We start from the raw sequence: 23,331 nt of genomic DNA on the forward strand, positions 1-23,331 counted from the left end.
AGGGTGTCCTTTCAACGTGGGGGAAGATGAGAGATTTGTTCAGCGCGCTGCGGCGCGGGTGCCAAGCTGCAGTGCGGTGGCCAGCGCTGCCAGGCCAATCGACAGCGCCACCACGCCACGCCAGCCATCCAGCGACCAGGCCCAGCTGGCGGCTGCGGCACCGGCGGCACCGCCCAGGAACATCGAGCCCATGAACAGCGTGTTGAGCCGCGAACGGGCTTCGGGCCGCAGTGCGTAGACCACGTGCTGCTGCGAAACCAGCACGCCCTGCACCGCCAGGTCCAGCAGCACGCAGCCCACGACCAGGCCGATGATGGACGGCCACAGGCCCAGCAGCAGCCACGACAGCAGGGTGAGCGCGCTGCCGGCGACGATGGCCAGGTGCGGGCCACGGCGGTCGGCAATGCGGCCGGCCAGCGGTGCAGCCAGGATGCCGACCGCACCGACGATGCCGAACAGCCCCGCCACCTGTGCGCCGTAGTGGGCATTCACCTGCGGCAGGCGCAGCGACAAGGTGGTCCAGAACGCGGCGAACGCAGCAAATAGCAAGGCCTGGGTGATGGCGGCACGGCGCAGCACCGGCAGTTCGCGCCACAGGCCCACCAGCGAACGCATCAGCGCCGGATAGCTTGCGCCCTGCGTGGGCTGGCTGACCGGCAGCAGCGTGCGTGCCAGCACCGCCGCACCCAGCGCCAGCGGCACGCCCAGCCAGAACATGGCGCGCCAGCCGGCGTGGTCGCCCACCGCGCCAGACAGGGTGCGGCTGAGCAGGATGCCGCACAGCACACCGGACATGACGATGCCGATGGTGGCGCCGCGGCGTTCGGGCGCGGCCAGTGCGGCGGCCAGCGGCACGATCTGCTGGGCCACGGTGGCGGTCACCCCCACCAGCAGCGAGGCGGCCAGCAGCAGGGCGCCGCTGGGCGCCAGCGCGGTGAATGCCAGGGCCACGGCCAGCAGGCTGAACTGCACCACGATCAGGCGGCGGCGCTCCACGCGATCGCCCAGCGGCACCAGCGCGAACAGGCCCAGCGCGTAGCCCAGCTGGGTGGCGGTGGGCACCAGGCCGGTCAGCGTGCCCGGCAGCTCGCGCTGCATCAGGCCCAGCATGGGCTGGTTGTAATAGATGTTGGCCACGGCCAGGCCCGCACACAGGGCCATCACCAGGGTGAGGGCCGGGGTCAGGGCCGGTAGCGCGGCGGGTTGTGCTGGTGACGTTGCAGTGCTCATGGATCGGGCTCGGTTCGCACCCGGAGTGGGCGTGGCGAAACTATGAGCGCGTATCGATTCATGCAGTAGACTGCCAATCAGTTAGGCCAGCCAAACGGAAATCGTTACAATGAACCTGAGCGATGTGCAGGTGTTCGTGGAAGCCGTGCGCGTGGGCAGCCTGGCCGGCGCGGCGCGCAAGCTGGGCCTGACCGCCATGTCGGCCTCGCGCAGCCTGGGGGCGCTGGAAGCTGAACTGGGTGCGCGCCTGCTGCACCGGACCACCCGTTCCCTGTCGCCCAGCAGCGATGGCGAGGTGTTCCTGCCCTACGCGCAGGCGCTGCTGGAAGGCCAGGCCAATGCCCTGGCGGATCTGCACCCCGATGGCGGCGGCCTGAGCGGCCAGTTGCGCATCACCGCGTCCACCGCATTCGGGCGCCGGGTGGTGGCGCCGCTGCTGCCGGCGTTCATGGCCGAGCACCCGCGCCTGCACGTGGATCTGCACACCACCGACGAACAGGTGGATATCGTCGCCCAGGGGATTGATGTGGCCATCCGCATTGCGCCGCTGCGCGACAACCGGCTGGTGGCGCGGCGCCTGGCCGACAACCCGCGCGTGCTGATCGCGTCGTCGGCGTACCTGCAACAGCGTGGGCAGCCGCAACTGCTGTCCGACCTGGCCGCGCACGAGTGCCTGGCCGCCAGCGGCACCCGCCACTGGGCGTTCCTGCGCGAGGGCAAGCCGCTGCGGCAGCGGGTGGCGGGCCGGCTGACGGCCAGTTCGGTGGAAGCCGTGTATGAAGCCTGCGCGGGCGGGCTGGGCATCGCCAATCTGTCGCAGTGGTATGTGCGCGATGCGCTGGCGCGTGGCGATGTGCAGGCGATCACGCTGGATGATGCCGTGCCCGAACCGCTGGATGTCTGGGCGGTCTACCCCAGCGCCAGCCGGGTGCCGCCGAAAGTGCGCGCGTTCGTGGCGGCGGTGCAGGACGCGCTGGGCTAAGGCGTTGTCGCAAATGCCACGTTACGGGGTGTAAGTGCAGGTGTTCTATCCGGCACTGTGTCGCAGATTGCCGGCTGGGTGCAGCGCCACGCGCCACTTTGGATAGCGGTTACTTAACAGCCTGCGACAATGCCGAAAGCGTCGCTATCAGAATGCGTTCTTCAACTTTTCTGATTGGCATTCGGCATCACCGCGGTTACAGATGGCGGGCCATCGAAAACGGATGGCCGGGCTTCGAATCCCGTCGTGATCTTGAGTGATTGCGCTTGCCAGTCGGCGCCGCCGTGTGCGGCGTCGGCTGGCAATCCGCCTGCCGGCCATGGCGGGCGGTGCGCGGGGGCGTTCGCGCCCGCCGGCTTGAGGTCATCCGGATTCGAACCGCGTACCGCCCGCCACCTTTTGTGTGGCGGTTGTTGCTTGCCCCTTTCGGAGCCACGCCATGACCACGCCTGATGTTTCGCCGCTGCGCCCTGCCCGCCCGGCGGCCGCCGACCCCACCACCTTCGCCGCCACGCTGCACCGTATCGGCCGCGCCGCCGCCGCCAATGGCCACCCCTGGCCCGAACAGCACCCGTTGCCGACCCGGCGGGTGCAACTGGCCGACGCCGACTGCGCCGTGGCCGGCCTGCGCGTGGTGCAGGAACTGCTGCTGGCTGCCGAACGCGTGCGGCAGAGCGGCAACGACAAGGAATGCCTGGGCGATCGCGTGATGGAAGGGCTGATGATGGCCTGCGTGGCGCTGAGCGCGCAGGTCGGTGATCGCCTGCACGGCGATGGCGCAGGCGCACAGCCATGACCCGCGGCCGCCTCCGCTACCTGCAGACAGCCTTCCGTGCCGTGGAAAAGCAGTTCCTGATCAAGCACCTCTGGCTGTTCGGCATTGTCGCAACGGTGCCGTCGCTGCTGCTTTCGATAACACCCCTGCACCTGAAGCCATTGCCCACGCTGCTGCATCTGGGTGTGCTGCTGGGCCTGCTCGCCCACATCCTGCTGCACAACCCACGCCACCGCCCGCTGCCCGACGGACTGGTCTGCCCGGCCTGTTCGCGCCATCTGCTGGGCAGGTTTGGCAAACGCGCGCTGGCCACCGGTGAATGCCCGCGTTGCGGGAAGGAACTGTTCAACGGTTAGCCTCTGGCGCCATCGCGCGCGGCCATTCCCGCGCGCGATGGCGCGAACGGACAGATTCAGGGCGCCGCTTCCACAGGCTGTTGAGCGGCATGTCGTCTGCGAGCTGCGGCGGCTGAACTACCGCAAATCCGTGCCGCGTCTTCATTCCCGCTGCCGTCGGCACGGCGCCACCAGTCACATGCGACACGAGGTGCAAGGTTTCTGATTGACCGCCCTCGTGGCCCGGCAATGGAATGTGGGCACCGCGGAAGGAGCCGTGATCGCACGGCGCTGGAACCGCAGGTACCCCGCCCGGTTTGCAAGGACTGCCATGACCCGCATCTCACCCGTTCGTTCCCGCGCGCTGCGCCTGCTGGCGTGTGCCGCCGTTGCCACGCTGCTGCTGGCCGGGCCCGCGCATGCCACCTGGACCGTGAACGACCCGCAGTCGATGGCCAAGGCCATCGAGCAGTACAAGCGCCAGGCCGAGCACTACAAGCAGCAGGTCGAACACTACAAACAGCAGCTGATCCAGCTTAATCCACTGCCGCGCACCGATTCGGTGATGACCGACAGCTTTTCCGAGCGCAAAGAGGATTACCAGCTGCACGAGCGCTGCCCCGGCGCAGCAGCGCGCGGCATTGGCGGTTTCCCACGCAGGCTCGGCGACCTGCTGTCAGGCATCGGCGGCGATGCGGCGACTGAGCAGACGCGCATCTGCGCGCGCATCGTGCAGGCCAGGAACATCCAGTACAACGCCACCGTGCGCATGCTCGATCGGCTGGTCCAGCGCAACCAGCAGTTCGAGGCCATCCAGAGCCAGCGCAGCCAGACCGGCAACAGCCAGGGCAAGCTGGCCGCCAATGACAACGAAGTCCACCGCTTCGCTGCACAGAACGAAATGGACCTGCAGCACTGGCAGGCCCAGATGAAGGCCTACGACGGCTACATCGAAGGTCTGACCGCACAACGGGCGCAGCTGGCGCGCCAGGCGCTGGACGGCAAGCCCCCCAGCCTGCTGGGCCAGTTGGTGCAGGCGGCCGTGCTGGAACGAGCGCTGTCGAACTGAGGGCTCGGCGCTTTTCTCTCCCCCCACCCATGGACAGATGGCATGAATGGATTCGTTGACAGCGCCGCGTTCGGCCTACCGCTTCTTGCAGACATCACGCCGGGGAACTTCCTGTTCTTCCGGCTGGTGAGTGACTACTTCGACAGGGAGATCGCCGAATTCGGGCTGGAGCTCACCCGCCGCGCCGCGCATTGGGTCACCTTCACCGCAATGACGCTCACTACCTTCTGGGTATTGCTCCAGGGCTACGCGCTCGCCGCCGGGCGATCGCAGCAGTCAGCCATGGCGATCATGGGGCGGGCGGCAAAAGTGGCGTTGGTACTCATGGCCGCCACCGCCGCAGGCGCCAATGGTACCGCACTGCACAAGGCGGTTACCGACAACCTGGACAAGGAGATCCACCAGCTGTTTACCGGAAAGCGCAGCGGCGGTGCGGCCGATGCGATTGACGAGAACCTGATGTACACGCAGCTGGCGCTGTCCGCGCTGGACGCCATCCACGTGGACGAGAGCGATCCGGAGCTGATCGAAAAGAAGGGCCGCGCCATGCAGCTGGCCAGCTTCGGTACCGCCAGCCCGCCCATGGCGGCCGGTGCCATGCTCCTGCTGTTCAAGTTCACCATGGCCTTCCTGATGGGCATCGGGCCGATCTTCATCCTCGCCCTGATGTTCGAGCAGACCAAGGACCTGTTCAAGAAGTGGCTGTTCTACGTGCTGGGTACGCTGTTTTCCATGTCCCTGCTGTCGGTGGTGTCAGCCATGGTGCTGAAGTTCACCGCCAAAGTGGCCGCCACCTACTGGGTGGTGAAGCTGATCCCGATTGACACTGGCGAAGGCTTGTCATCGCAGGCACTGCAACAAGGCGGCATCGGGCTGCTGATGACCGCCCTCATCATCACGGCCCCGACCATCGGCGCGGCCATGTGGCAGGGCAACATGGCCGCCTTCATGGCCTATTCGCCGTTTGCCAGCCCGACGCCGCCGCCGGGCACGTCGGGCTCACCTGGGCTGTCTCCGGCACCGGCGCCGGCACCGGCAGCAACGCCAGCCGTGGCAGCGCAGGACGCGCTGCCGATGGGCGCCTTCGCCGCATCGCCGTCGCCGTTGCCGGAAGCAACCGGCCTTCGCGGCAATGCCCACCATGACAGCAGCCGCATGCTGTGAAGCAATGGGAGAACCTGCAATGAAGAGAACACGCAGCATCTGCATGCTGGTGCTGCTGCAGCTGCTCCCCCTGCCGGCAGGGGCGCAGTCGGACAACTACTACGAGCCCATCCCCTACTACAACGACAACCCCTTCCTGTTCTGCACCCTTGGCGTGCCCAGCGACTGCTGGGCACCCGTCGACCCGGCCACCGGCACCTTCACCATCACCAACATCTACTGCTACAACCCGATCTCGGCCCTGCAGTTCGCACGGGTCTGCCCGAAAGCGTTCCCGAACGGGCCGCAGGGCGCAGGCGTCGCCACCGAGTGACCGCAGGCCAGTGCGGTGCTAGTGTGCGCAGCAGATCGCCCCTGCCCCGGCCCGCCGCATGAAAGCACACGCCCTGCTGTTCGTGGTCGCCACATTCGCCCTGGGTGCAGCCAATGCCCAGGCCCAGGAGGCGCGATTCATCTCCTCCGAACCGTCGCCCTTCAAGCGTTCGGTCTTTGTCGCGCCGAACGAAACCCGTTTCAGCGGCAGCGCCACCGTATCGGGCACGCTGCAGGTCGCCTGGGAGCCGGAAAGCGAGGGCTTCGGTGGCGGCTACCGGGTGGTGCTGAAACCGGACGCGGCCAGCCAGCGGCGATTGCCGCACGATGCGGGCCGTGGCCCGGTCACTGAGATCTGGATCCGCAACACCGACACGATCATCAGCGCGCTGCTGTCGCCGGCCCAGCGCAAAGCTGGCTTGAAGCAGCAGCACTACTTCAGCGGCCCGGTACGGTTGGTGTTGAATTCCTACCGCACCGGCGTGGACTGCGACATGCGCGGCTACAACGCGCTGTTCGTTGCGGTGGCCGACGAACCCCCGGCCCTGGCCCTGGCACCGCGCCCGGACGAAGTGCCCAGCTGCTAGGCCGGGCGGCCCTGTCCCGCTCGCCGGGCATGGCCCGGCACTACCGAGTTACGGCGCGGCCAGCGCGAAATCCAGACCGGCGCACACCGCCGCCACCTGGGCGTCGTTGCATTCCTGCGGGTTGGTACGCGGGCTGTCCGGGTAGACCTCGGTGGTGGTGGCATACAACGCATCGGTAAAGCCGGCGCAGGCACCGATCGAACGCGATTCGCCCCAGACCACGCCCGGCGACTGCAGCGGCAGACCGACCAGGTTGCCCTCGGCGTCGGCCGGGGCGATATTGGTGATCGGCGCCACCGCGGCAATCAGCGCCTTCTGGAATTCCGGCTGCGGGTCTTCACTGTTGCCGATCACGTAGAAGCCATCGGGAATCGTGTCGCGCTCGAACGGCTTGCCGTCGCGGGCGCAGCGTGCCGGGTCGAACTCGTGCAGGTCGCTGTCGGTGGTTTCGTGCAGGTCCAGGTGTACCCGGATGTTCGGCTTGCGCTCGGCCAGCCAATGCATCAGGGCCGCCGCTTCCTCGATCTGGCCGCCGTCACGGAAACTGCGGTTCGGGTCGATGGCGTCCGGGTTCCAGCGCTGGATGCGCTCGTAGCCCCAGGGGCTGACGCAGGGCGCCACGATCAGGTTGTAGCGGCCCAGGTAGCGCTCGGCCTGCTCCTGCAGGAACTGCAGGGCGCCATGTACGCCACTGGTCTCGTAGCCGTGCACGCCGCCGGTCACCAGCGCGGTGGGCAGGGCCGGGTTCCAGTCGTGGTTCACCACCGCAAACAGCGGGTAATGGTCGGGCGCGTAATCCAGCTGGCCGTACTGCACCACGTCGAACCGCTCGTCCAGGCGTTCCAGCTCGGCCACCACATCGTCGTGGTAACTGCGCTGCTTCTGCTGGCGGGCCCGCCACTGTGCGCGTTCAGCATCGCCCCAGGGCTGGCCGGGGGTGCCGATGGGGTAAAACTGCGCCAGGGTCATGCGGAACTCCAGTGGATTCAGGTGCGGTAGTGCAGCCGGCCATTGTACGCCCGCCGCCGGGCGCGGGCGGCATGCCGCCGGCCCTTTCATACGTGCGGGGTCATCTGGCTGTAAAATCAACGGTTTTGGCCCCCAACCCCTTGATGGCGAACGCAGTGCAGCCGGTCCTGGGCGGACCGGACTTTCTCCGTCTGCTCGCCCGTCTCAGTGACGGCGCGATGCCGGCCACCAGTCCTGCCCTGACCGATCGCCTCGGCCAGTGGGTGGACTGGAGCCGTGCCGTGGCCCTTTCCCGGGCATTGGATGGCCGCCTGCCGGAGCCGGCCGAGCCGGCCGAAGCGCTGGACGATCTGCTGGCCGACTGCGCCCAGGCCGAGACCAGCCTGCTGGCGTCGCTGAACGAGGATGCCGAGGCCGAGCGCCTGCTGGACCTGGCCGAGGCGGCCGCCACCGCCAATTTCGCCTCGCTGCGGCAGCGCTATCTGGTGCTGCAACGGGCGATGCAGACCGCCACCGGCCGCCTGCGCGGCCGCCTGCGTGACCAACTGGTACAGACCACGCCCGAACTGGCGCGGCTGGCCGAGGTCGACGCGGTGATGGAACAGACCCTGAGCCCGCGTGAACACGCCCTGCTGGCCACCGCCCCGGCCGTGCTGGGCGCGCGCTTCGAGCGCGTGCATGGCCAACCCGGCTGGCGCGCTCCCTTCAGGAATGACATGCGCAGCCTGCTGCTGGCCGAGCTTGAACTGCGCTTCCACCCGATTCATGGGCTGCTTGCAGCCCTGCGCCCCCACTGACCGGAACACCATGTCCAGAACCGTCTTCCCCGTCGTTGTCTTCCTTGTGGGCCTGCTGGCCGTGTGCTGGATCGGCATTGGCTATGTGGCCGTGCATCCGCTGGGCGCACTGGTGGCCGCGGTTATAGCGGCCTGCTACGTGGCCGGTGGCGTGGAGCTGTACCGCTACCGCCAGGCCAGCAACGGCCTGCGTGCCGCACTGGCCGATCTGTCGATGGCCAAGGACAGCCTGCAGCCGTGGCTGGAGCGCGTGCCGGCCGGCCTGCGCAATGCCGTGCGCCTGCGCGTGGAAGGCGAGCGCACCGCCCTGCCCGCGCCGGTGCTGACCCCGTACCTGGTGGGGCTGCTGGTGCTGCTGGGCATGCTGGGCACCCTGCTGGGCATGATGGACACCCTGCGCGGCACCGGCCTGGCCCTGCAGAGCGCCACCGACGTGGCCGCCATCCGCGGTTCGCTGGCGTCGCCGGTGCAGGGTCTGGCCGTGGCGTTCGGCACCTCCATTGCCGGTGTGGCCAGTTCGGCCATGCTGGGTCTGCTGGCCGCCCTGCTGCGCCGCGACCGCCTGCAGGCCGTGCAGCAGCTGGACCGCGCCATCGCTGGCGACCTGCACCCGCATTCGCAGGCCTGGCAGCGTGCCGAATCGCTGCGCCTGCTGCAGGCGCAGTCCACCGCCCTGCCCGCACTGGTGGACCGCCTGCAGGACATGACCCGTGCGTTCGAACAGCACAGCAGTGCCGCCAACGAGCGCCTGCTGGCCGGCCAGGGCGAGTTCCTGACCCAGAGCCAGGCGCTGCAGGAAAGGCTGGCGGTCTCGCTGCAGCAATCGCTGCGCGAAGGTGCCGAAGCCAGCGCCAGCGCCATTGGCGGCGCCCTGCAGCCCTTGGCCGAAACCACGCTGGCCGGTCTGGCCAACCACGGCCAGGCGCTGCATGTGCGCGTCGAACAGGCCGTGCAGCAGCAGTTGGCCGGTCTGGCCGATGGCTTCGAGCGCAGCCGCGTGGCTACCGAGGCCAGCTGGGCGCGCGTGGTGGATGAGCAGACCCAGGCCCAGCAGGCGCTGGTGACCGAACTGCGGCAGCACCTGCAGGCCTTCAGCGACGGCCAGGCCCGCCAGAGTGAAACGCTGCTGGCCAGCCTGGGTGAGCGCCTGCAGGGCGATGCCCAGCGCCATGCCGACACTTGGCGCACGGCCGCCGAGCAGCAGCACGCGCTGAACCGCGAGTTGGCCGAGCGCCAGCAGCAGGCGCTGCAGAGCGCCAACGACACCCTGCACACCCAGGCGCAGGCCCTGCTGCAGACGCTGGATGCACGCCACGCCGACAGCCAGGCGCTGCTGCAGGCGCACGAGCAGCAGCGTACGCAGGACTGGCACGGCGCACAGGCCGCTGCGGCCGCCGCGCATGCCGAACTGCAGGCCAGCCTGGACACCCGCGAACAGCAGCGCCAGGCGCGCTGGGATGCAGTCAGCGCCGATCTGCAGCAGGCCCACGCCGCCCTGCAGGCGCAGTTGCAGGCCAGCGACGAACAGCGCCTGCAGCGCTGGACCGATGCACTGCAGGCAGCCTCTGCCGACCTGACCGCGCAGCAGCAGACCGTGTGCCAGACCCTGGCCGACACGGCCCAGCAGATTGGCGACAACGGCCGCGCGCAGGCCAGCGCCACCCTGGCCGAAGTGTCCACCCTGCTGCAGACCGCCGCGCAGGCACCGAAGGCCGCCGCCGAAGTCATCAACGAACTGCGCAACACGCTGTCGGAAAGCCTGGTACGCGACAACGCCGTGCTGGAAGAACGCGGCCACCTGCTGGCCACCGTGCAGACCCTGCTGGAGGCCATCAACCATGCCTCGCACGAACAGCGCAGCGCGGTGGACGCACTGGTAGGCGGTTCGGCCGAGCTGCTGGAACGCGTGGGCAGCCGCTTCACCGACCACATTGCCGCCGAGACCGGCAAGCTGGATGGCATTGCCGCGCAGCTGAGCGGCAGCGCCGGCGACGTGGGCCAGCTGGCCGGCAGCTTCGGCGCGGCGGTGGAACAGTTCGGCAGCGCAGCGGCAGAGCTGTCCGGCCGCCTGGAACAGATTGGCGGCGCGCTGGATGCCTCGCTGGCACGCAGCGATGAACAGCTGGCCTACTACGTGGCCCAGGCCCGTGAAGTGGTCGACCTGAGCCTGCTGTCGCAGAAGCAGGTGATGGACGAACTGCAGCAGCTGGCCGCGCGCCGTGGCAAGGCCGGCAGCGCATGAGCGACGAACTGGAGGTCGATGGCGGTTCGCACGCCCCGATCTGGGCCGCCTTCGGCGATCTGATGTCGGTGCTGCTGGGCGCCTTCGTGCTGATCCTGGTGGGCGTGGTAGCGGTGCAGCTGGAGTTGTCGCAACGCCTGGACGCCGAAGTGAAGCAGCGCCAGGCCGAGGCCAAGCGGCTGCAGACGCTGGAACAGGCACTGGCTGGGCCGCTGGCTGCCGGACGGGTGACCCTGGTCGATGGCCGCATCGGCATCAGCGGCAACGTGCTGTTCGCGTTGAACTCGGACCAGTTGCAGCCGGAAGGCCAGGAACTGCTGCGCAGCCTGGCTGCCCCGCTGTCGGCCTATCTGGGTTCGCGCGATGAAATCCTGATGGTGAGCGGCTTCACCGACGATGCGCCGATCCGCGATGGCAACCGACGCTTCGCCGACAACTGGGAGCTGTCCGCGCAGCGTTCGCTGACGGTGACCCGTACCCTGATTGCCGACGGCGTACCGGCCGATGCCGTGTTCGCCGCCGCCTTCGGCAGTGAGCAGCCGGTCAGTTCCAACGCCGATGAAGCCGGCCGCGCGCGCAACCGCCGCGTGGAGATCGCGCCGATTCCCAAGCCGAAGGCTGGCGATGGCAAATAAGCCGGCCACCACCGCTGCGCGTGACGGGTTGCGTGCCCTGGTGCGCGATCTGGATGCCGGTTCGCGCGCGCGCGAACACTACCCGCAGGTGCCGATGGTGGAAACGGTGCGCCGCGAGTGGTCGGCCCTGCGCAGCGAACTGCAGGTAAAGCGATCGTTGCGCGCCGAGGCCCCGGCCGACGGCGGGCCGCTGAATTCGGCGGTGCTGGTGCAGCGCATGCTGGACACCATGCAGGGCGCCAGCCCCGGCTACCTGCGGCATTTCATTGATTACGTGGATACGTTGTCGTGGCTGCAGGCGTTGCAGGACGGCGTAGCCAGCAGCAGCGATGCGGCAAAGCCCAAGCGCACGCGCAAACCCCGAACCGCAGGCTGACCGGCCCGTCGCAAACTTCAAAACGCGATTTGATCCGCTTTTGATGGGTGCCAATTGACCCGCTTTTGGTAGGTGCCAACCTTGGTTGGCACGTGCGGCGCCCGCGTGCCCACCAAGGTGGGCACCTACCGGGGATCGGCGGCCCGTGGCACGCGCACCGCCCCGACGCCTAGTAGGTGCCAACCTTGGTGGGCACGCGCCGCGCCCGCGTGCCCACCAAGGTGGGCACCTACCGGGAATCGGCGACGCGTGCGTCACCCGCGCAGGGTGGCGCCGCCGTCCACGTACAGATCACTCATGGCCACGTGGCCGGCCTGCTCGGACAGCAGGAACATCACTGAATGGGCGATGTCGTCCGGGGTCGCCAGCTTGCGCAGCGGAATACCTGCCTTGTAGGTATCCAGGTTGCCCGCGATCACCCGTTCGGCGCCCTGCGCGTCTTCCCACATGCCGGTCTGCATGGAGGTGAGCGTGGAGCCCGGGGCGACGATGTTGCAGCGGATGCCCAGCGGGGCCAGCTCCAGGCCCAGGCAACGGGTGAACATGGTCGCCGCTGCCTTCGAGGCCGCATAAGCAGCCATGCCATGCCGCGGCACACCGGCCGCGTTCGAGCTGACCGTCACCAGCGCCCCCTGCCGACGCGGTGACATCACCCGCGCCACCGCGCGGCTGACATGGAACACGCCTTCGGCATTGACCGCGAACACGCGGCGCCAATCGGCATCGGTGGTCTGCACCACCTCGCCCACGTGCAGCACGCCAGCCACATTCGCCACCAGCGCAATCGGGCCGATGCGCGCTTCCACCTGGTCCACCAGCGCGTCCACCGCACCGCTGTCGGTCACGTCCAGTGCGAAGGCGTGTACCCCACGTGCCTGCGCCACGGGCGCGGCACGATCGGTGGCCACCACCGTGCACCCGGCCGCCGCCAGCAGTTCAACCAGCGCCGCGCCGATGCCCCCGCCGGCGCCGGTCACCAGCGCCACGCGGCCTGCAAACCCGGTCAACTGCATGTTGCGATCTCCTGTTGTTCATCCCAGTGCTGCAGGCGTGCCGACAGCCACGGCGCCAGTTGCGCCACCGCGTCGCGGCCGGTCAGTTCGGCGTGCAGGAACGGCAGTTCCAGCGCCTGTACGTCCAGCGCATGCGCCTGCCACAGCGCCGACTGCAGTTGCGGCCGGGCCACGTGGTCGCGCCCTGCCCGCACATGCACCAGCGTGCCCACGTACGGGCGGTGGTGGTGGGCCCGGATCAATCGATTGGTGCCGGTCACCGCGCGCACCACGCCTTCCAGCACCACATCCGGCAGGCTGCCCAGCGCGCTGCCGCCCTGGCGCAGGAAGGCCAGGATGGCCTCGCGGCTGTCCAGTTCCGGGTGCGCGTCGGGATCGTGCCCGGCAATGGCCAGCAGCGCCCGCAGCGCGGCAATCGGGTCGGGCTCGGGTTCGGCCCGCCAGCATTCAGCGGGATAGGCATCCAGCAGCACCAGTTCGCCCACCTCACGCCCGATGTCGTGCAGGCGCACGGCCATGGCCTGGGCCAGGATGCCACCCACCGACCAGCCGAGCAGATGCACGGGGCCGCGCGGCTGCAGGGCCACCACGCGCTGCACGTAGTCGTTGGCCATGGCATCGATGCTGCCCGGCAGCGGCTGCGCGGGGTCGAGCGCAGGCGACTGCAGGCCATACACGGGGCGCGCCGGCTGCAGTGCACGCGCCAGCGTGCGGTAATTCCAGGCGATGCCACCAGCCGGGTGCAGCACGAACAGCGGTGCAGGCGCAGGTTCGCCCTCCGCCGCTGCCAGTGCGATCACCGGCCCCAGCGCATGGTCGGCATTGGCCGGCGGTTCGGCCAGTCGCGTGGCCAGCGCGGCCACCGTGGGCTGGGCGAACAGCGCCCCCAGGCCCAGCTCGCAGCGCCAGCGCTGCTCGATGGCCAGCAACAGATGCACCGCCGACAACGAGTCGCCGCCCAAGCTGAAGAAGTCCGCGTCCACCGGCACCGGCCCATCGCGCCCCAGCGCCTGCGCGAACAGCTGCGCCAGTTCCTGTTCCAGCGGCGTGCGCGGCGCCAGGCCGGCAACCTGCACCTGCGCAGGCGCGGGCAACGCCGCGCGGTCCAGCTTGCCATTGGCGGTGACCGGCCACTGTTCCACCCCCACGAACAGCGACGGCACCATGTAGTCGGGCACGCGCGCGGCCAGGTGGCTGCGCAGCGCGGCCGCATCGTCCAGGCCTGCAGGCACATAGGCCACCAGCCGCGCCTCGGCCGGCGCATCGTGGCGCAGCAGCACTTCCACCCGCTGCATGCCGGGCAGTTCGCGCAGCGCCGCCTCGATCTCGCCCAGTTCGATGCGCAGCCCGCGCAGCTTCACCTGGTGGTCGCTGCGGCCGAGGTATTCGACCGCGCCATCCGGACGCCAGCGCGCCACGTCGCCGGTGCGGTAGATGCGCTCGCCGGGCAGGAACGGATCGGCCAGGAAGCGGTCGGCGGTCAGGTCGTCGCGGCCCAGATAGCCGCGTGCCAGTTGCACGCCGCCCAGGTACAGATCGCCCGGCACCCCCACCGGCTGCGGCCGCAGCGCGGCATCGAGCACGTACAGGCGCGTGTTCCAGACCGGGAAGCCGATCGGCACCGGGCGCGACGCATCGTCCGCCGATGCAGGCCAATAGCTCACATCCACTGCAGCTTCGGTCGGCCCGTACAGATTGTGCAACTGTGCCTGCACGCGCGCATGGAAGCGGTCGCGCAGCGAGGCATCCAGCGCTTCGCCACTGGTGAACACGCGGCGCAGCTGCAGGCCCTGCGTATCCGGCGCGGCCAGGAACGCGTCGAGCATGGACGGCACGAAGTGCGCGGTGGTGATGCCATGCGCACGGATCAACCGCGCCAGCGCGGCAGGATCACGATGCGTCTGCGGCGGGGCCAGCACCAGGGTCGCCCCGCACAGCAGCGGCAGGAAGAATTCCCAGACCGACACGTCGAAGGTGGCCGGTGTCTTCTGCAGCACGCGGTCATCGGCGCTGAAGCCGTAGTGCTCGCGCATCCACAGCAGGCGGTTGACGATGGCGCGATGCTCGATGACCACGCCCTTGGGCTCGCCGGTGGAGCCGGAGGTGTAGATCACATAGGCCGCATCGTGCGCGTCCGGCCCCGGCCATGGCGCGGCGAAGCTGACATCGGTCCACTGCGTGGGTGCCAGTACCGGCACACCCGCCAGGCGCGGCGCGTTGTCCGCCTCGCCCAACACGCACAGCGGCTTTGCCGAGACCAGGATGCGCGCCAGGCGCTCATCAGGATGGTCCAGATCCAGCGGCAGGTAGGCGGCGCCTGCGCGCAGCACGGCCACCATCGCGATCACCAGGTCCAGCGAACGCGGCAAGGCCACCGCCACCCGCGTGCCCGGGCCGGCGCCCAGCGCGCGCAACTGCGCGGCCAGTGCGAAGCTGCGCGCTTCCAGGGTGGCGTGGTCCAGCGTCTGCGCGCCCAGCACCAGCGCGGGGGCTTGCGGGTCGCGATCCATACCTTGCCGCAGCAGCTCGGCCAGGGTGGTGTGTGGCAGCGGGTGGTCGGTGGCGTTGAAGCCATGCACCAGCTGCTGTGTTTCTTCGGGCGTGGCCAGTGGCACATCGCCGATGTCGTCGGCCTGCAGGGCCGCCGACACGAAATGCAGCAGGCGCTGCGCATGCGCCTGCACGTCCTGCGCGCCGTACAGCGCGGGATTGGCTTCGATCTCAAGATCCAGCATCTGCTGGCCGTCGCCACGGAAGCCCAGGGTCAGATCATCCACCGGGCCGGTGCACAGCACCTCCAGGGTGGCCTGCACACCGGGCACCGCCAGCGGGCGGTAGAACGGCTGCACGTTCACCAGCGGCCCATGCAGGCGCTGCTGCGCCCCCACCAGACCCAGGTCGCGGCGCAGCTGTTCACCCCGGTAACGGCCGTGTTTGCGGCCCTGGCTGAGCTGACGGCCCAGCGCGCGACAGTGCGATTCCACGCTGCCTTCGGCGGCGGCAACACGCAGCGGCAGCACGTTCATCACCATCGCCGGCACGCGTGCCGATGCGTTGCCCAGCCGGCCCATGTAGGCAATGCCCAGCACCACTTCGTCGGCCGCGCCCATGCGCCGCAGATACTCGGCGGTGAGCGCGGTCAGCACATCCGGCCACGGCTGCAGCCACGCCGCAGCGGTCTGCAGCAGGCGCTCACGGAAGCTGCTGTCCAGCGGCTGCACCCAGCGCAGCGCATCGTCGCTTGCCGCGGCGGTGCCCGCCAGGCCCGCGCCCGCCGGCGCTCCCTGCAGCTGCGCATGCCACCACTGCCGGGCCTGCTCGCGGCGAGCGTGGTCACGGTATGCGGCATCGTCGGCCAACACGGCATCCAACGACGGCAACGGATCGCCGCCGCGGCCGGCGTACAGCGCGCAGACGCGATCGCTGAACAAGGCCATGCCATAACCATCGGTGGCCAGATGATGCACGCGCAGGTACCAGACCCAGCGCTGCGGGCCCAGCTGGAACAGCACCTGCCGCGCCAGACGATCGCGGGTGGGATCCACCGCCGTCAGCCGGTCCGCCTGCATCGCCGCGCGCGCGGCCGCGTCCGGATCTGCCGCAGCGGAAACATCGTGAAGTTGCAGCGTCGGCACATGCGCCGGATCGTGCCATTGCAGGGGCTCGCCCTGCGCCTGCTGGCCGAAGCGGAGTGCGAACGCCTGCGCCTCGGCCGCCGCCTGGTTGGCCGCGGCCACGAAGGCGGGCACGTCCAGCGCACCGTCCATCCACACCGCATGGGCGGTATTGAAGGCCGGGCTGAGCGGTGCCAGCCGCTGCGCGTACCACAGCCCGGTCTGCGCTTCGGTCAGGGCAACGGCCGTGGCCAGCGCTGCCGCGCTCATGCCGCCTGCGCAGCCTGCAGCCGCTGCACCACCGCCCACCACTGGCGCAGCGTGCTGTGTTCGGCCAGCTGCGAGAATTCCAGCGGCAGGCCGGTATTGCCCCAGGCCAGCACCAGACCGAGCATGCGCATCGAATCCAGGTCCAGATCCATCAGGTTGTCATCGTCACCGATCTCGCCCGGCGTGCAGTCCAGCACCCGCGCCAGGTCGGCGCGCATGCGTTCCAGGGTCAGCGGTTCAGCGCCTGCGTTCATCACAGCAGCTCCAGCAGTCGGTCGGTAGTCATCGGCACCCCGCAGGTGCGGGCGATCCAGTACAGCGCCTGGTCGTGGTCGGCACGCGAGAAATCGGCCACGGCATCGGCGGCGATGAACGCTTCGATATCGCGCTGGAAGGCCTCGGCCACGGTGGCGGTGCAGCCGATATGGGCGTAGACGCCGGTGACCAGCAACTGGTCGCGGCCGCGCACGCGCATCAGGGTTTCCAGGTTGCTGCGCTGGAACGCGCTGTAGCGGTGCTTGACCAGCACGTGCTCGCCTTCCTGCGGCGCCAACGCGTCGATGATCGCTTCATGCGCTTGCCCGCGCTGCATGCCCGGGCCCCACAGATCGGCCTGCAGGCCACGGTCGCGCCGGTCCTGGTTGCCATGCTGGGCGGTGTAGAACACCGGAATGCCGTGCGCGCGGCAATGCGCCAGCAGCCGCGCGATGTTGGCCACGGCCGGCTGCAGCGGTGCCTGTTCGCCATCGAAGGCGGCCAGGAAGTAGCGCTGCATGTCGTGCACCAGCAGCGCCACGCGGTCGCGCTGGGGCTGCCAGGGGCCGCGTGCGGCCGGCAGTTCGCTGGCCGTGGGCAGCGCGTAAGGGGTAATGCGGGGCAGCGCCATCAGCGCGTTCCTCCTGTCTGTTGCAGATGACGCGCGCGCAGCTGCGCACGCAGTTCGCGGCGGCTGATCTTGCCGACCGCCGTGGTATCGAAACTGTCCACGAACAGCACCTGGTCGGGCACCTTGAACGCGGCCAGGCCACGGGTGCGCATCCAGGCCTTCAGCGCCGGCGCCTTGATCGGCTCGCCCTGGGCAATGACGAAGGCACAGCTGCGCTCGCCCAGGTACTCATCGGGAATGGAGACCACGGCCGCGTCGAACACCGCCGGGTGCGCCAGCAGATGGTCTTCGATCTCTTCGGCGGAAATCTTCTCGCCGGCACGATTGATGTGGTCGCCGGCCCTGCCCTGCACCACCAGGTAGCCGCCGGGCAGCTGCTGGACGCGATCGCCGGTGCGATAGAAACCGTCGTCGGTGAAGGCGCGTGCATTGGCCACCGGATCGTTGTGGTAGCCATTGATGGTGTACGGGCCGCGGGTGATCAGGTGGCCGACTTCGCCTTCGGCCACCGGCTGGTCGTGGTCATCCACCACGCGCACTTCGTCGTCGGGACTGATCGGCCGGCCCTGGCAGGCCACGATCAGTTCCAGCGGGTCGTCCAGCCGGGTGTAGTTCACCAGCCCTTCGGCCATGCCGAACACCTGCTGCAGCGTGCAGCCCAACCCGTCCACCACGCGCCGCGCGGCTTCGGGCACCAGCTTGGCACCGCCCACCTGCAGCACCTGCAGGCTGGAAATGTCCTCGCTACGGCTGGCCGCCGCCTGCGCCCACAGCAAGGCCAGCGGAGGCACCAGGCCGCAGCAGGTCACTTTTTCGCGGGCAATCAGCGGAAATGCCGCGTCGGGCCCGGGGCCCGGGCTCATCACCACGCGCGCACCTGCGTACAGCGCACCGAAGAAGCCGGGCGAGCTCATCGGAAAATTGTGCGCGGCCGGCAGGGCCACCAGGTACACGCTGTCGCGGTCGATGCCGCAGATCTCGTTGCTGGCGCGGAACGAATAGATGTAGTCGTCGTGCGTACGCGGAATCAGTTTGGACAGGCCGGTGCTGCCGCCGGAAATCTGCAGGAAGGCCACCGACTGCGGGTCAGGGTCTGCCGGCAGCGTGCCGCGGTCGCCCTGCAGCGCATCCAACGCGGTGAACTCGGCCGCCTCACCATCGATCACCACCTGCTGCACGGCCGGCACCGCCGCCTGCAGGGCCCGCGCCAGTTCGCGATGATCGAAGCCCTCGTGCAGCGCCGTGGTGACATAGGCACTGACCTGGGCCTTGGTCGCGAAATGCACCAGTTCGGTGATGCGGTGCGCCGGCAGCGCGTACACCGGAACCAGCCCGGCGCGGAACAGACCACAGGCCACGCTGATGAAGCTGGCCGTGTTGCCCAGCTGCAGCAGCACCCGGTCACCCGGTTGCAGCCCGAGTGCAAGCAGACCGGCGCCGATGCGCCCGGCTTCATGCCACAGCTGCGCGTAGGTCAGGCGGGTATCCCCGGCAACCACGGCAACATCGTCGGCATAGCGTTCGGCGCGCTCGCGCAGGAAGCCGGGGAAGGTTTCGCCGCGCCAATAGCCGGCCTGGCGATAGCGCTGCGCGCGCTCGGCCGGCCAGACCTGCTGCAGCGGAACACGGTGGGAAACAGAAGGCGTGGTCATGACAGGATTTCCTGCAGCGGCGCCGGGTCATGGACCCCCAGCGCATTCAACAAGGCGGTGAACTTGGCCGCCGTTTCGGCCACTTCGGCCTGCGGCGAGGATTCGGCGACGATGCCGGCGCCGGCATACAGCCGCAGCTGGCGGCCCTGCAGTCGCGCACAGCGGATCGCAACGTACCAGTCACCATCGCCCTGCGCGTCGAGCCAGCCCACGGCACCGGCATAGAAGCCGCGCGGCACCGGTTCCAGTGCGCGGATGCGCTGCAGCGCAGCCTGTTGCGGCGTGCCACACACCGCCGGGGTGGGATGCAGGGCGGCCAGCAGCTGCGCTGCCGGCGTGGACGGATCATCCAGCGTGGCGTGGATGCGCGTGCCCAGGTGCCACATGCTGGCGGTGGCATGCAGCACCGGGCGCGGCTGCGCGTCCACCTGGCGGCACCACGGTGACAGCGCGGCCACGATGGCCTCGACCACGTGGCGGTGTTCGTCGTGATCCTTGCGCGAGGCCAGCAGCGCCTGCGCAGCGGCCTGGTCCTGGGCAGGATCGGCACTGCGTCGGGCCGAACCGGCCAGCGGATGCGACAACACCTGGGCACCGCGCTTGCGCAGCAGCAGCTCCGGCGTTGCGCCCACCAGCCAGGCCGGCGGCTGCGCCGGGTCGACCGGCAGCGGCACCGCGTAGGTCGCCACCGAGGGGTCGGCGCCCAGCCGCGCCAGCAGCGCATCCGGCGCCAGCGGTTGCTGCGTCTGCGCCAGCAGGCTGCGCGCCAGCACCACCTTGTGCAACGGGTCGTCGCTGGCACGCAGGGCCCACACCGCCTGCGCCACCGCATCGGCGTAGGCCTGTGCCGACGGCTCGGCCTGCAACGCACCTTGCAGTACCGGCGCAGCCTGGGGCCGCAGCGGCAGCGCCGGCAACAGGCGCTCGGGTTGGTACAACGCATCGTCGGCGCGCGGCTCGAACGGCACCGCGCCCACCAGCAGCCCCGGACCACCGCGCTGCTGGCTGAAGAAATCCGCTACGCGGTCGGCCAGCGTGGTCAGTGCACCGGCAGGCAGCCGCGCACGGCAGCCGCGCGCATGCACCTGCTGGCCCGCCTGCTGCAGTACGAACAGATCGGCCTGATCGGCGTTGATTGCCGTGTCGGCCAGCGCTGCATCGGGGTTGCGATCACCCAGCACGATCGAATCGTTCATGCGGCCTCCGCACGACGGTGGGCCAGCGCCAGTGCGCACAGCAGCAACAGCAACACGCCCACCATCAGGTACGGCAGGCTGGCGTTGGCGCGGTACAGCAGCGTGCCCAGCATCGGCCCGACCACCATGCCCACGCCCTGCGCGGCGGCCACGGTACCGGCGGCGGCACCCTGCTCATGCGGTTCCACCGCGTCGGCGGCCAGCGCCTGGAAGGACGGGAACACAAAGCCCATGCCGAACGCCGCGATGGCGTAGGCCGCCGGCAGCTGCCAGGGCTGCTGCACCAGCGCGACCGAGGCGAAGCCCAGGCCGCCGATCAACGCGCCCAGCGCGATCCAGCGCCGCGGATGCACGTCCAGCTTCATCACCAGCACCTGCGCCAGGATCAGGCCGACGCCGACCGCGGTAAGCGCCAGGCCCGCCATGCGCGCGCCGGCGGCGGCGTCCAGCGCCAGCCGATCAATCGCAAAGAAACCGACCGTAACCTGGGCGATCGTGACCGAGATCATGGCCAGGAACGCGGTCAGCTGCGGCAGCCGCACGCGTGCATCCATGCGCGCCAACGGCGTGCGCTTCTGTGCCGCGTTGGCCGCCACCGGTGGCGTGGCCGGCAGGCGCCAGGCCAGCAGCGCCAGCGCCAGCAACGGCAGCAGCGCGGCGGCGTACAGGGCCAGCGGCAGATTGCGGTAGGCCAACCAACCGGCCGCGGCCGGCCCCAGCACCATGCCCAGCGCATTGGCGCTGCCCAGCCGCGCCAGCAACTGCGTGCGCTGCCCCGGCGGTGACTGATCGGCGATCAGCGCCGCGGCCGTCGGCGGCACGGCGGCATAGAACAGCCCGATCAGACCGCGCGTGCCGACCAGCACCGCCACCGACACCAGCACCGCCGGCACCGACTGCAGCGCGCGGTCGATGAACACCGCCAGGCCGATGTAGACCACCGTGTAGGCGCTCATGGCCACCAGCAGCACACGCTTGCGGCCGATGCGGTCGCTCAGCAGGCCCCACGGGCGGGCGGCGAGCATCCACAGCACACCGGCGGCGGTAACCGACAGACCGGCATGCCATTCGGCCAGGCCCAGCAAGCGCACCACCGGGCCGATGACCGCGACGAAGGACATCATCGCCATGGTGCCGATCAGGGCAGCCAACACCAATGCCGGCAGACCGGCGACGACGGGACGTGCATTCATGGAACACCAGCCGTTTCAGGAAAGGAGCGCGGGCGCCTTGTGGGCCCGTCTGGCGCGGCACCGTCAGGCGTGCATCCAGCCTTCAAATGATAACGGCTCGTATTTGCATTTGATACCCATTCACTTGAATGGGACAGCAACGTGCGCTTGCGCAGGCTCAGCCGACGCTACGCGCCGACAGCAGGCCCCGGCGGCGGAACCACCATTCCAGCGGCAGCGTGACCAGCGGCGGAATCGCCGCCAGCAGGGCCAGCCCGGTGGCCCACCACGGCCAGCGCAGGCGCAGCGCCGCCAGCAGGCTGACCGCCACGTAGACCAGGAAGGCCCCGCCATGCAGCGGACCAAACAGCTTCACCAGCGCCACAGTGTCGGCGGGGCCGTACTTCAGCCACATGCCCAGCAGCAGCCCGGCCCAGGTGAGCGCCTCGATGAAGGCAACGATGGCGAACGCGCGCCCGAACGGGTGCAGGGGGGAACGTGGGGTCACGAAAGGCTCCGGGCCGGGGAATCAAACGCGAATGATACGCAGATGCGAACGCCGGCAGGAACCCGCCGTGCCGGGTAGCGCCGGGCCGTACCCGGGGTTCGCACCCTCACAGCCCGACCGACGCGATTTCCTCAAGCACCGCCTGCACCGGCCGCCCGTTGTCGACCAGGTTGAACATCACATGCGCCACGCCCTGCGCATGCACGCGCTGCAGATACGCCTGCAGACCGTGGCGGCCCACTTTCATGCCCAATGGCAATGGCGTGGCCGGCGCGTGCGGATCGGCCTGCAGATCCAGCTGCATCGATTGCACGAACGGCTTGGCGGCGCCGGCCTGGGCCAGCGCCTGTTGCCACAGCCCGATGCGGCCTTTTTGTGCGCCTTCTTCGCGGTGATAGGTGGCCCAGCCCTCGGCGTCGCGTGCGATCCACTGCAGGCTCTGCCGCGCCGTGCCCACCACCAGCATGGGAATACGCTGCTGCGGCGGCGGCAGTACCGCAAAGCCACCGGTGGCATCGGCCAGTTCGGCCTGCGCATGCGCGTCGGGCGACAGCGCCGCGCGCAACACCCACCAGCGCTGGCGGAACGCCGCACCGCGATGGTCCAGGTCTTCGCCGAACGCGGCGAACTCTTCCGGGCGGTCACCCGAACCCAGGCCGAGGATGAAGCGCCCCTCGCTGATCCGGTCCAGGCTGCGCGCGGCCTTGGCCACATGCAGCGGATGCCGCAGCGGCAGCACGATGGCCGCGGTGCCCAGCCCAATGCGCTCGGTGGCACCGGCCAGCGCTGCCAGCCACAGGAACGGATCATCGAGTGTGCTGGCCGTCGCATCCGGCCCCTGCGGCACCATCAGCGGCACATCGCGCGCCCATAGCGCCGCAAAGCCCAGATCGTCGGCCAGCCGTGCATGCGCACGTGCGCTGCGCAGGTCGGCCAGACCGTGCGCAGCCAGCGGGGTCATCAGGCCCAGACTGAGGCCCTGCGATGGAAACACCCGCGCATGGGCGGCATTGAAATCGCTCATGCAGGCAGCTTAGCGTGGCAGGCTGACCACCACGCCACCACAGGAAGAACACTGCATGCACAGGATCCGCCCCGCCCTCGCCCAGGACACCCCGGCGATCAGCGCCGTGTGCATGGCCGCGTTCGAACAGGCGGTGGCGCCCACCCTGAGCGACCAGGGTGTCGCGACGTTTACTGCGGTGGCCGCGCCTGCCGCTTTCGGCGATCGCCTGCAGGGCGACAACCACATCCTGGTGGCCGAACAGGACGCGCGCATCGTGGGCGTGGTGGAACTGAAGGAGGGCCGGCACCTGGCGATGTTGTTCGTGGCCCCGGCCTGCCAGGGCAAGGGCATCGGCCATGCGCTGCTGCAGGCGGTACTGCCGCACCTGCGCACGCCGCAGATGAGCGTCAGCGCGTCACTGAATGCCGTGCCCACCTACCAGCGCTACGGCTTCGTGCTGGATGGCGAAGTGGCCGAATCGCACGGACTGGTCTACCAGCCGCTGACCCTGGCCGCCCCGCCCCGGCACTGAGCGCGCTGA

General features: G+C 69.5%; 23 protein-coding genes. 12 read left to right on the plus strand and 11 right to left on the minus strand.

What is annotated here, in order from left to right; all coding sequences use genetic code 11:
- Window positions 1-39 precede the first annotated feature (39 nt).
- On the minus strand, window positions 40-1,230 hold the full coding sequence (locus C1931_RS10920) for an MFS transporter (protein WP_234412805.1): 1,191 nt from the start codon (window positions 1,228-1,230) through the stop codon (window positions 40-42).
- Window positions 1,231-1,339: 109 nt separating this feature from the next.
- Between C1931_RS10920 and C1931_RS10925 the strand changes: the two genes are divergently transcribed.
- From C1931_RS10925 to C1931_RS10955, 7 genes are all read left to right on the plus strand, one after another.
- Window positions 1,340-2,212 carry a LysR family transcriptional regulator gene (locus C1931_RS10925; RefSeq protein ID WP_108756351.1) on the plus strand — a complete coding sequence of 291 codons (873 nt, stop codon included), beginning with the start codon at window positions 1,340-1,342 and terminating at the stop codon, window positions 2,210-2,212.
- A gap of 439 nt (window positions 2,213-2,651) precedes the next feature.
- Window positions 2,652-3,008: a hypothetical protein gene (locus tag C1931_RS20515; protein WP_234412806.1), complete on the plus strand. Its 357-nt coding sequence runs from the start codon at window positions 2,652-2,654 to the stop codon at window positions 3,006-3,008.
- Window positions 3,005-3,343, plus strand: coding sequence for a hypothetical protein (locus C1931_RS10935; protein ID WP_108756352.1), 339 nt, complete (start codon window positions 3,005-3,007; stop codon window positions 3,341-3,343). The genes C1931_RS20515 and C1931_RS10935 overlap by 4 nt, the downstream gene beginning before the upstream one ends.
- Before the next feature lie 310 nt (window positions 3,344-3,653).
- Window positions 3,654-4,391 carry a hypothetical protein gene (locus C1931_RS10940; protein ID WP_234412807.1) on the plus strand — a complete coding sequence of 246 codons (738 nt, stop codon included), beginning with the start codon at window positions 3,654-3,656 and terminating at the stop codon, window positions 4,389-4,391.
- 42 nt (window positions 4,392-4,433) lie between these two features.
- Window positions 4,434-5,555, plus strand: coding sequence for a type IV secretion system protein (locus C1931_RS10945; protein ID WP_108756353.1), 1,122 nt, complete (start codon window positions 4,434-4,436; stop codon window positions 5,553-5,555).
- Window positions 5,556-5,574: 19 nt separating this feature from the next.
- Window positions 5,575-5,868: a hypothetical protein gene (locus tag C1931_RS10950; RefSeq protein ID WP_159095480.1), complete on the plus strand. Its 294-nt coding sequence runs from the start codon at window positions 5,575-5,577 to the stop codon at window positions 5,866-5,868.
- A 58-nt stretch (window positions 5,869-5,926) separates the two neighbouring features.
- Window positions 5,927-6,454: a hypothetical protein gene (locus tag C1931_RS10955; RefSeq protein ID WP_108756355.1), complete on the plus strand. Its 528-nt coding sequence runs from the start codon at window positions 5,927-5,929 to the stop codon at window positions 6,452-6,454.
- Window positions 6,455-6,502: 48 nt separating this feature from the next.
- Here C1931_RS10955 and C1931_RS10960 read toward each other — a convergent pair whose 3' ends face one another.
- Window positions 6,503-7,423: a M14 family metallocarboxypeptidase gene (locus tag C1931_RS10960; RefSeq protein WP_108756356.1), complete on the minus strand. Its 921-nt coding sequence runs from the start codon at window positions 7,421-7,423 to the stop codon at window positions 6,503-6,505.
- A gap of 143 nt (window positions 7,424-7,566) precedes the next feature.
- Between C1931_RS10960 and C1931_RS10965 the strand changes: the two genes are divergently transcribed.
- Genes C1931_RS10965 through C1931_RS10980 form a run of 4 tightly spaced genes read left to right on the plus strand, consistent with a single transcriptional unit; the run spans window position 7,567 to window position 11,473 of the window.
- Window positions 7,567-8,220: a DUF3348 family protein gene (locus tag C1931_RS10965; RefSeq protein ID WP_108756357.1), complete on the plus strand. Its 654-nt coding sequence runs from the start codon at window positions 7,567-7,569 to the stop codon at window positions 8,218-8,220.
- A gap of 10 nt (window positions 8,221-8,230) precedes the next feature.
- A complete protein-coding gene (locus tag C1931_RS10970) occupies window positions 8,231-10,462 on the plus strand; it encodes a DUF802 domain-containing protein (RefSeq protein WP_108756358.1) in 2,232 nt (743 codons plus the stop codon).
- Complete coding sequence (locus tag C1931_RS10975; RefSeq protein ID WP_108753269.1) at window positions 10,459-11,097, plus strand: OmpA family protein; 639 nt, start codon at window positions 10,459-10,461, stop codon at window positions 11,095-11,097. The genes C1931_RS10970 and C1931_RS10975 overlap by 4 nt, the downstream gene beginning before the upstream one ends.
- The gene (locus C1931_RS10980) at window positions 11,087-11,473 is read left to right on the plus strand and encodes a DUF2894 domain-containing protein (protein WP_108756359.1); all 387 of its coding nucleotides are present in this window, start codon (window positions 11,087-11,089) and stop codon (window positions 11,471-11,473) included. The genes C1931_RS10975 and C1931_RS10980 overlap by 11 nt, the downstream gene beginning before the upstream one ends.
- A 254-nt stretch (window positions 11,474-11,727) precedes the next feature.
- On the opposite strand, the gene C1931_RS10985 is transcribed toward C1931_RS10980, so the two are convergent.
- The 9 genes from C1931_RS10985 to C1931_RS11025 form a co-directional block, all read right to left on the minus strand.
- The gene (locus C1931_RS10985) at window positions 11,728-12,486 is read right to left on the minus strand and encodes a 2,3-dihydro-2,3-dihydroxybenzoate dehydrogenase (protein WP_108756360.1); all 759 of its coding nucleotides are present in this window, start codon (window positions 12,484-12,486) and stop codon (window positions 11,728-11,730) included.
- Window positions 12,477-16,370 (minus strand): non-ribosomal peptide synthetase, encoded by a 3,894-nt coding sequence (locus C1931_RS10990; protein WP_108756361.1) that lies wholly within the window; start codon window positions 16,368-16,370, stop codon window positions 12,477-12,479. Before C1931_RS10990 ends, C1931_RS10985 begins: the two co-directional genes overlap by 10 nt.
- Window positions 16,367-16,624, minus strand: coding sequence for a phosphopantetheine-binding protein (locus C1931_RS10995; protein ID WP_108756362.1), 258 nt, complete (start codon window positions 16,622-16,624; stop codon window positions 16,367-16,369). The genes C1931_RS10990 and C1931_RS10995 overlap by 4 nt, the downstream gene beginning before the upstream one ends.
- Window positions 16,624-17,256, minus strand: a complete 633-nt coding sequence (locus tag C1931_RS11000) for an isochorismatase family protein (protein ID WP_108756363.1) — start codon at window positions 17,254-17,256, stop codon at window positions 16,624-16,626. Before C1931_RS11000 ends, C1931_RS10995 begins: the two co-directional genes overlap by 1 nt.
- Complete coding sequence (locus C1931_RS11005) at window positions 17,256-18,908, minus strand: AMP-binding protein (protein ID WP_108756364.1); 1,653 nt, start codon at window positions 18,906-18,908, stop codon at window positions 17,256-17,258. Before C1931_RS11005 ends, C1931_RS11000 begins: the two co-directional genes overlap by 1 nt.
- The gene (locus C1931_RS11010) at window positions 18,905-20,104 is read right to left on the minus strand and encodes an isochorismate synthase (protein ID WP_108756365.1); all 1,200 of its coding nucleotides are present in this window, start codon (window positions 20,102-20,104) and stop codon (window positions 18,905-18,907) included. Before C1931_RS11010 ends, C1931_RS11005 begins: the two co-directional genes overlap by 4 nt.
- Window positions 20,101-21,297, minus strand: a complete 1,197-nt coding sequence (locus C1931_RS11015) for an MFS transporter (RefSeq protein ID WP_108756366.1) — start codon at window positions 21,295-21,297, stop codon at window positions 20,101-20,103. The genes C1931_RS11010 and C1931_RS11015 overlap by 4 nt, the downstream gene beginning before the upstream one ends.
- Before the next feature lie 157 nt (window positions 21,298-21,454).
- Entirely contained in the window at window positions 21,455-21,784 is a 330-nt protein-coding gene (locus tag C1931_RS11020) for a DUF3817 domain-containing protein (protein WP_199912356.1), read from the minus strand.
- A gap of 106 nt (window positions 21,785-21,890) precedes the next feature.
- A complete protein-coding gene (locus tag C1931_RS11025; RefSeq protein WP_108756367.1) occupies window positions 21,891-22,808 on the minus strand; it encodes a TIGR03571 family LLM class oxidoreductase in 918 nt (305 codons plus the stop codon).
- 55 nt (window positions 22,809-22,863) lie between these two features.
- Here C1931_RS11025 and C1931_RS11030 point away from each other — a divergent pair, with 55 nt between their 5' ends.
- Window positions 22,864-23,322 carry a GNAT family N-acetyltransferase gene (locus C1931_RS11030; protein WP_108756368.1) on the plus strand — a complete coding sequence of 153 codons (459 nt, stop codon included), beginning with the start codon at window positions 22,864-22,866 and terminating at the stop codon, window positions 23,320-23,322.
- The last annotated feature ends 9 nt before the right edge of the window (window positions 23,323-23,331 follow it).

Source organism: Stenotrophomonas sp. YAU14A_MKIMI4_1, assembly GCF_003086855.1.
Lineage (GTDB): Bacteria > Pseudomonadota > Gammaproteobacteria > Xanthomonadales > Xanthomonadaceae > Stenotrophomonas.

What these genes read in the sequence shown, in the direction of transcription:
- C1931_RS10920 (WP_234412805.1), bottom strand. Translation starts at nt 1,230, where the DNA reads ATGAGCACTGCAACGTCACCAGCACAACCCGCCGCGCTACCGGCCCTG.
- C1931_RS10925 (WP_108756351.1), top strand. Translation starts at nt 1,340, where the DNA reads ATGAACCTGAGCGATGTGCAGGTGTTCGTGGAAGCCGTGCGCGTGGGC.
- C1931_RS20515 (WP_234412806.1), top strand. Translation starts at nt 2,652, where the DNA reads ATGACCACGCCTGATGTTTCGCCGCTGCGCCCTGCCCGCCCGGCGGCC.
- C1931_RS10935 (WP_108756352.1), top strand. Translation starts at nt 3,005, where the DNA reads ATGACCCGCGGCCGCCTCCGCTACCTGCAGACAGCCTTCCGTGCCGTG.
- C1931_RS10940 (WP_234412807.1), top strand. Translation starts at nt 3,654, where the DNA reads ATGACCCGCATCTCACCCGTTCGTTCCCGCGCGCTGCGCCTGCTGGCG.
- C1931_RS10945 (WP_108756353.1), top strand. Translation starts at nt 4,434, where the DNA reads ATGAATGGATTCGTTGACAGCGCCGCGTTCGGCCTACCGCTTCTTGCA.
- C1931_RS10950 (WP_159095480.1), top strand. Translation starts at nt 5,575, where the DNA reads ATGAAGAGAACACGCAGCATCTGCATGCTGGTGCTGCTGCAGCTGCTC.
- C1931_RS10955 (WP_108756355.1), top strand. Translation starts at nt 5,927, where the DNA reads ATGAAAGCACACGCCCTGCTGTTCGTGGTCGCCACATTCGCCCTGGGT.
- C1931_RS10960 (WP_108756356.1), bottom strand. Translation starts at nt 7,423, where the DNA reads ATGACCCTGGCGCAGTTTTACCCCATCGGCACCCCCGGCCAGCCCTGG.
- C1931_RS10965 (WP_108756357.1), top strand. Translation starts at nt 7,567, where the DNA reads ATGGCGAACGCAGTGCAGCCGGTCCTGGGCGGACCGGACTTTCTCCGT.
- C1931_RS10970 (WP_108756358.1), top strand. Translation starts at nt 8,231, where the DNA reads ATGTCCAGAACCGTCTTCCCCGTCGTTGTCTTCCTTGTGGGCCTGCTG.
- C1931_RS10975 (WP_108753269.1), top strand. Translation starts at nt 10,459, where the DNA reads ATGAGCGACGAACTGGAGGTCGATGGCGGTTCGCACGCCCCGATCTGG.
- C1931_RS10980 (WP_108756359.1), top strand. Translation starts at nt 11,087, where the DNA reads ATGGCAAATAAGCCGGCCACCACCGCTGCGCGTGACGGGTTGCGTGCC.
- C1931_RS10985 (WP_108756360.1), bottom strand. Translation starts at nt 12,486, where the DNA reads ATGCAGTTGACCGGGTTTGCAGGCCGCGTGGCGCTGGTGACCGGCGCC.
- C1931_RS10990 (WP_108756361.1), bottom strand. Translation starts at nt 16,370, where the DNA reads ATGAGCGCGGCAGCGCTGGCCACGGCCGTTGCCCTGACCGAAGCGCAG.
- C1931_RS10995 (WP_108756362.1), bottom strand. Translation starts at nt 16,624, where the DNA reads ATGAACGCAGGCGCTGAACCGCTGACCCTGGAACGCATGCGCGCCGAC.
- C1931_RS11000 (WP_108756363.1), bottom strand. Translation starts at nt 17,256, where the DNA reads ATGGCGCTGCCCCGCATTACCCCTTACGCGCTGCCCACGGCCAGCGAA.
- C1931_RS11005 (WP_108756364.1), bottom strand. Translation starts at nt 18,908, where the DNA reads ATGACCACGCCTTCTGTTTCCCACCGTGTTCCGCTGCAGCAGGTCTGG.
- C1931_RS11010 (WP_108756365.1), bottom strand. Translation starts at nt 20,104, where the DNA reads ATGAACGATTCGATCGTGCTGGGTGATCGCAACCCCGATGCAGCGCTG.
- C1931_RS11015 (WP_108756366.1), bottom strand. Translation starts at nt 21,297, where the DNA reads ATGAATGCACGTCCCGTCGTCGCCGGTCTGCCGGCATTGGTGTTGGCT.
- C1931_RS11025 (WP_108756367.1), bottom strand. Translation starts at nt 22,808, where the DNA reads ATGAGCGATTTCAATGCCGCCCATGCGCGGGTGTTTCCATCGCAGGGC.
- C1931_RS11030 (WP_108756368.1), top strand. Translation starts at nt 22,864, where the DNA reads ATGCACAGGATCCGCCCCGCCCTCGCCCAGGACACCCCGGCGATCAGC.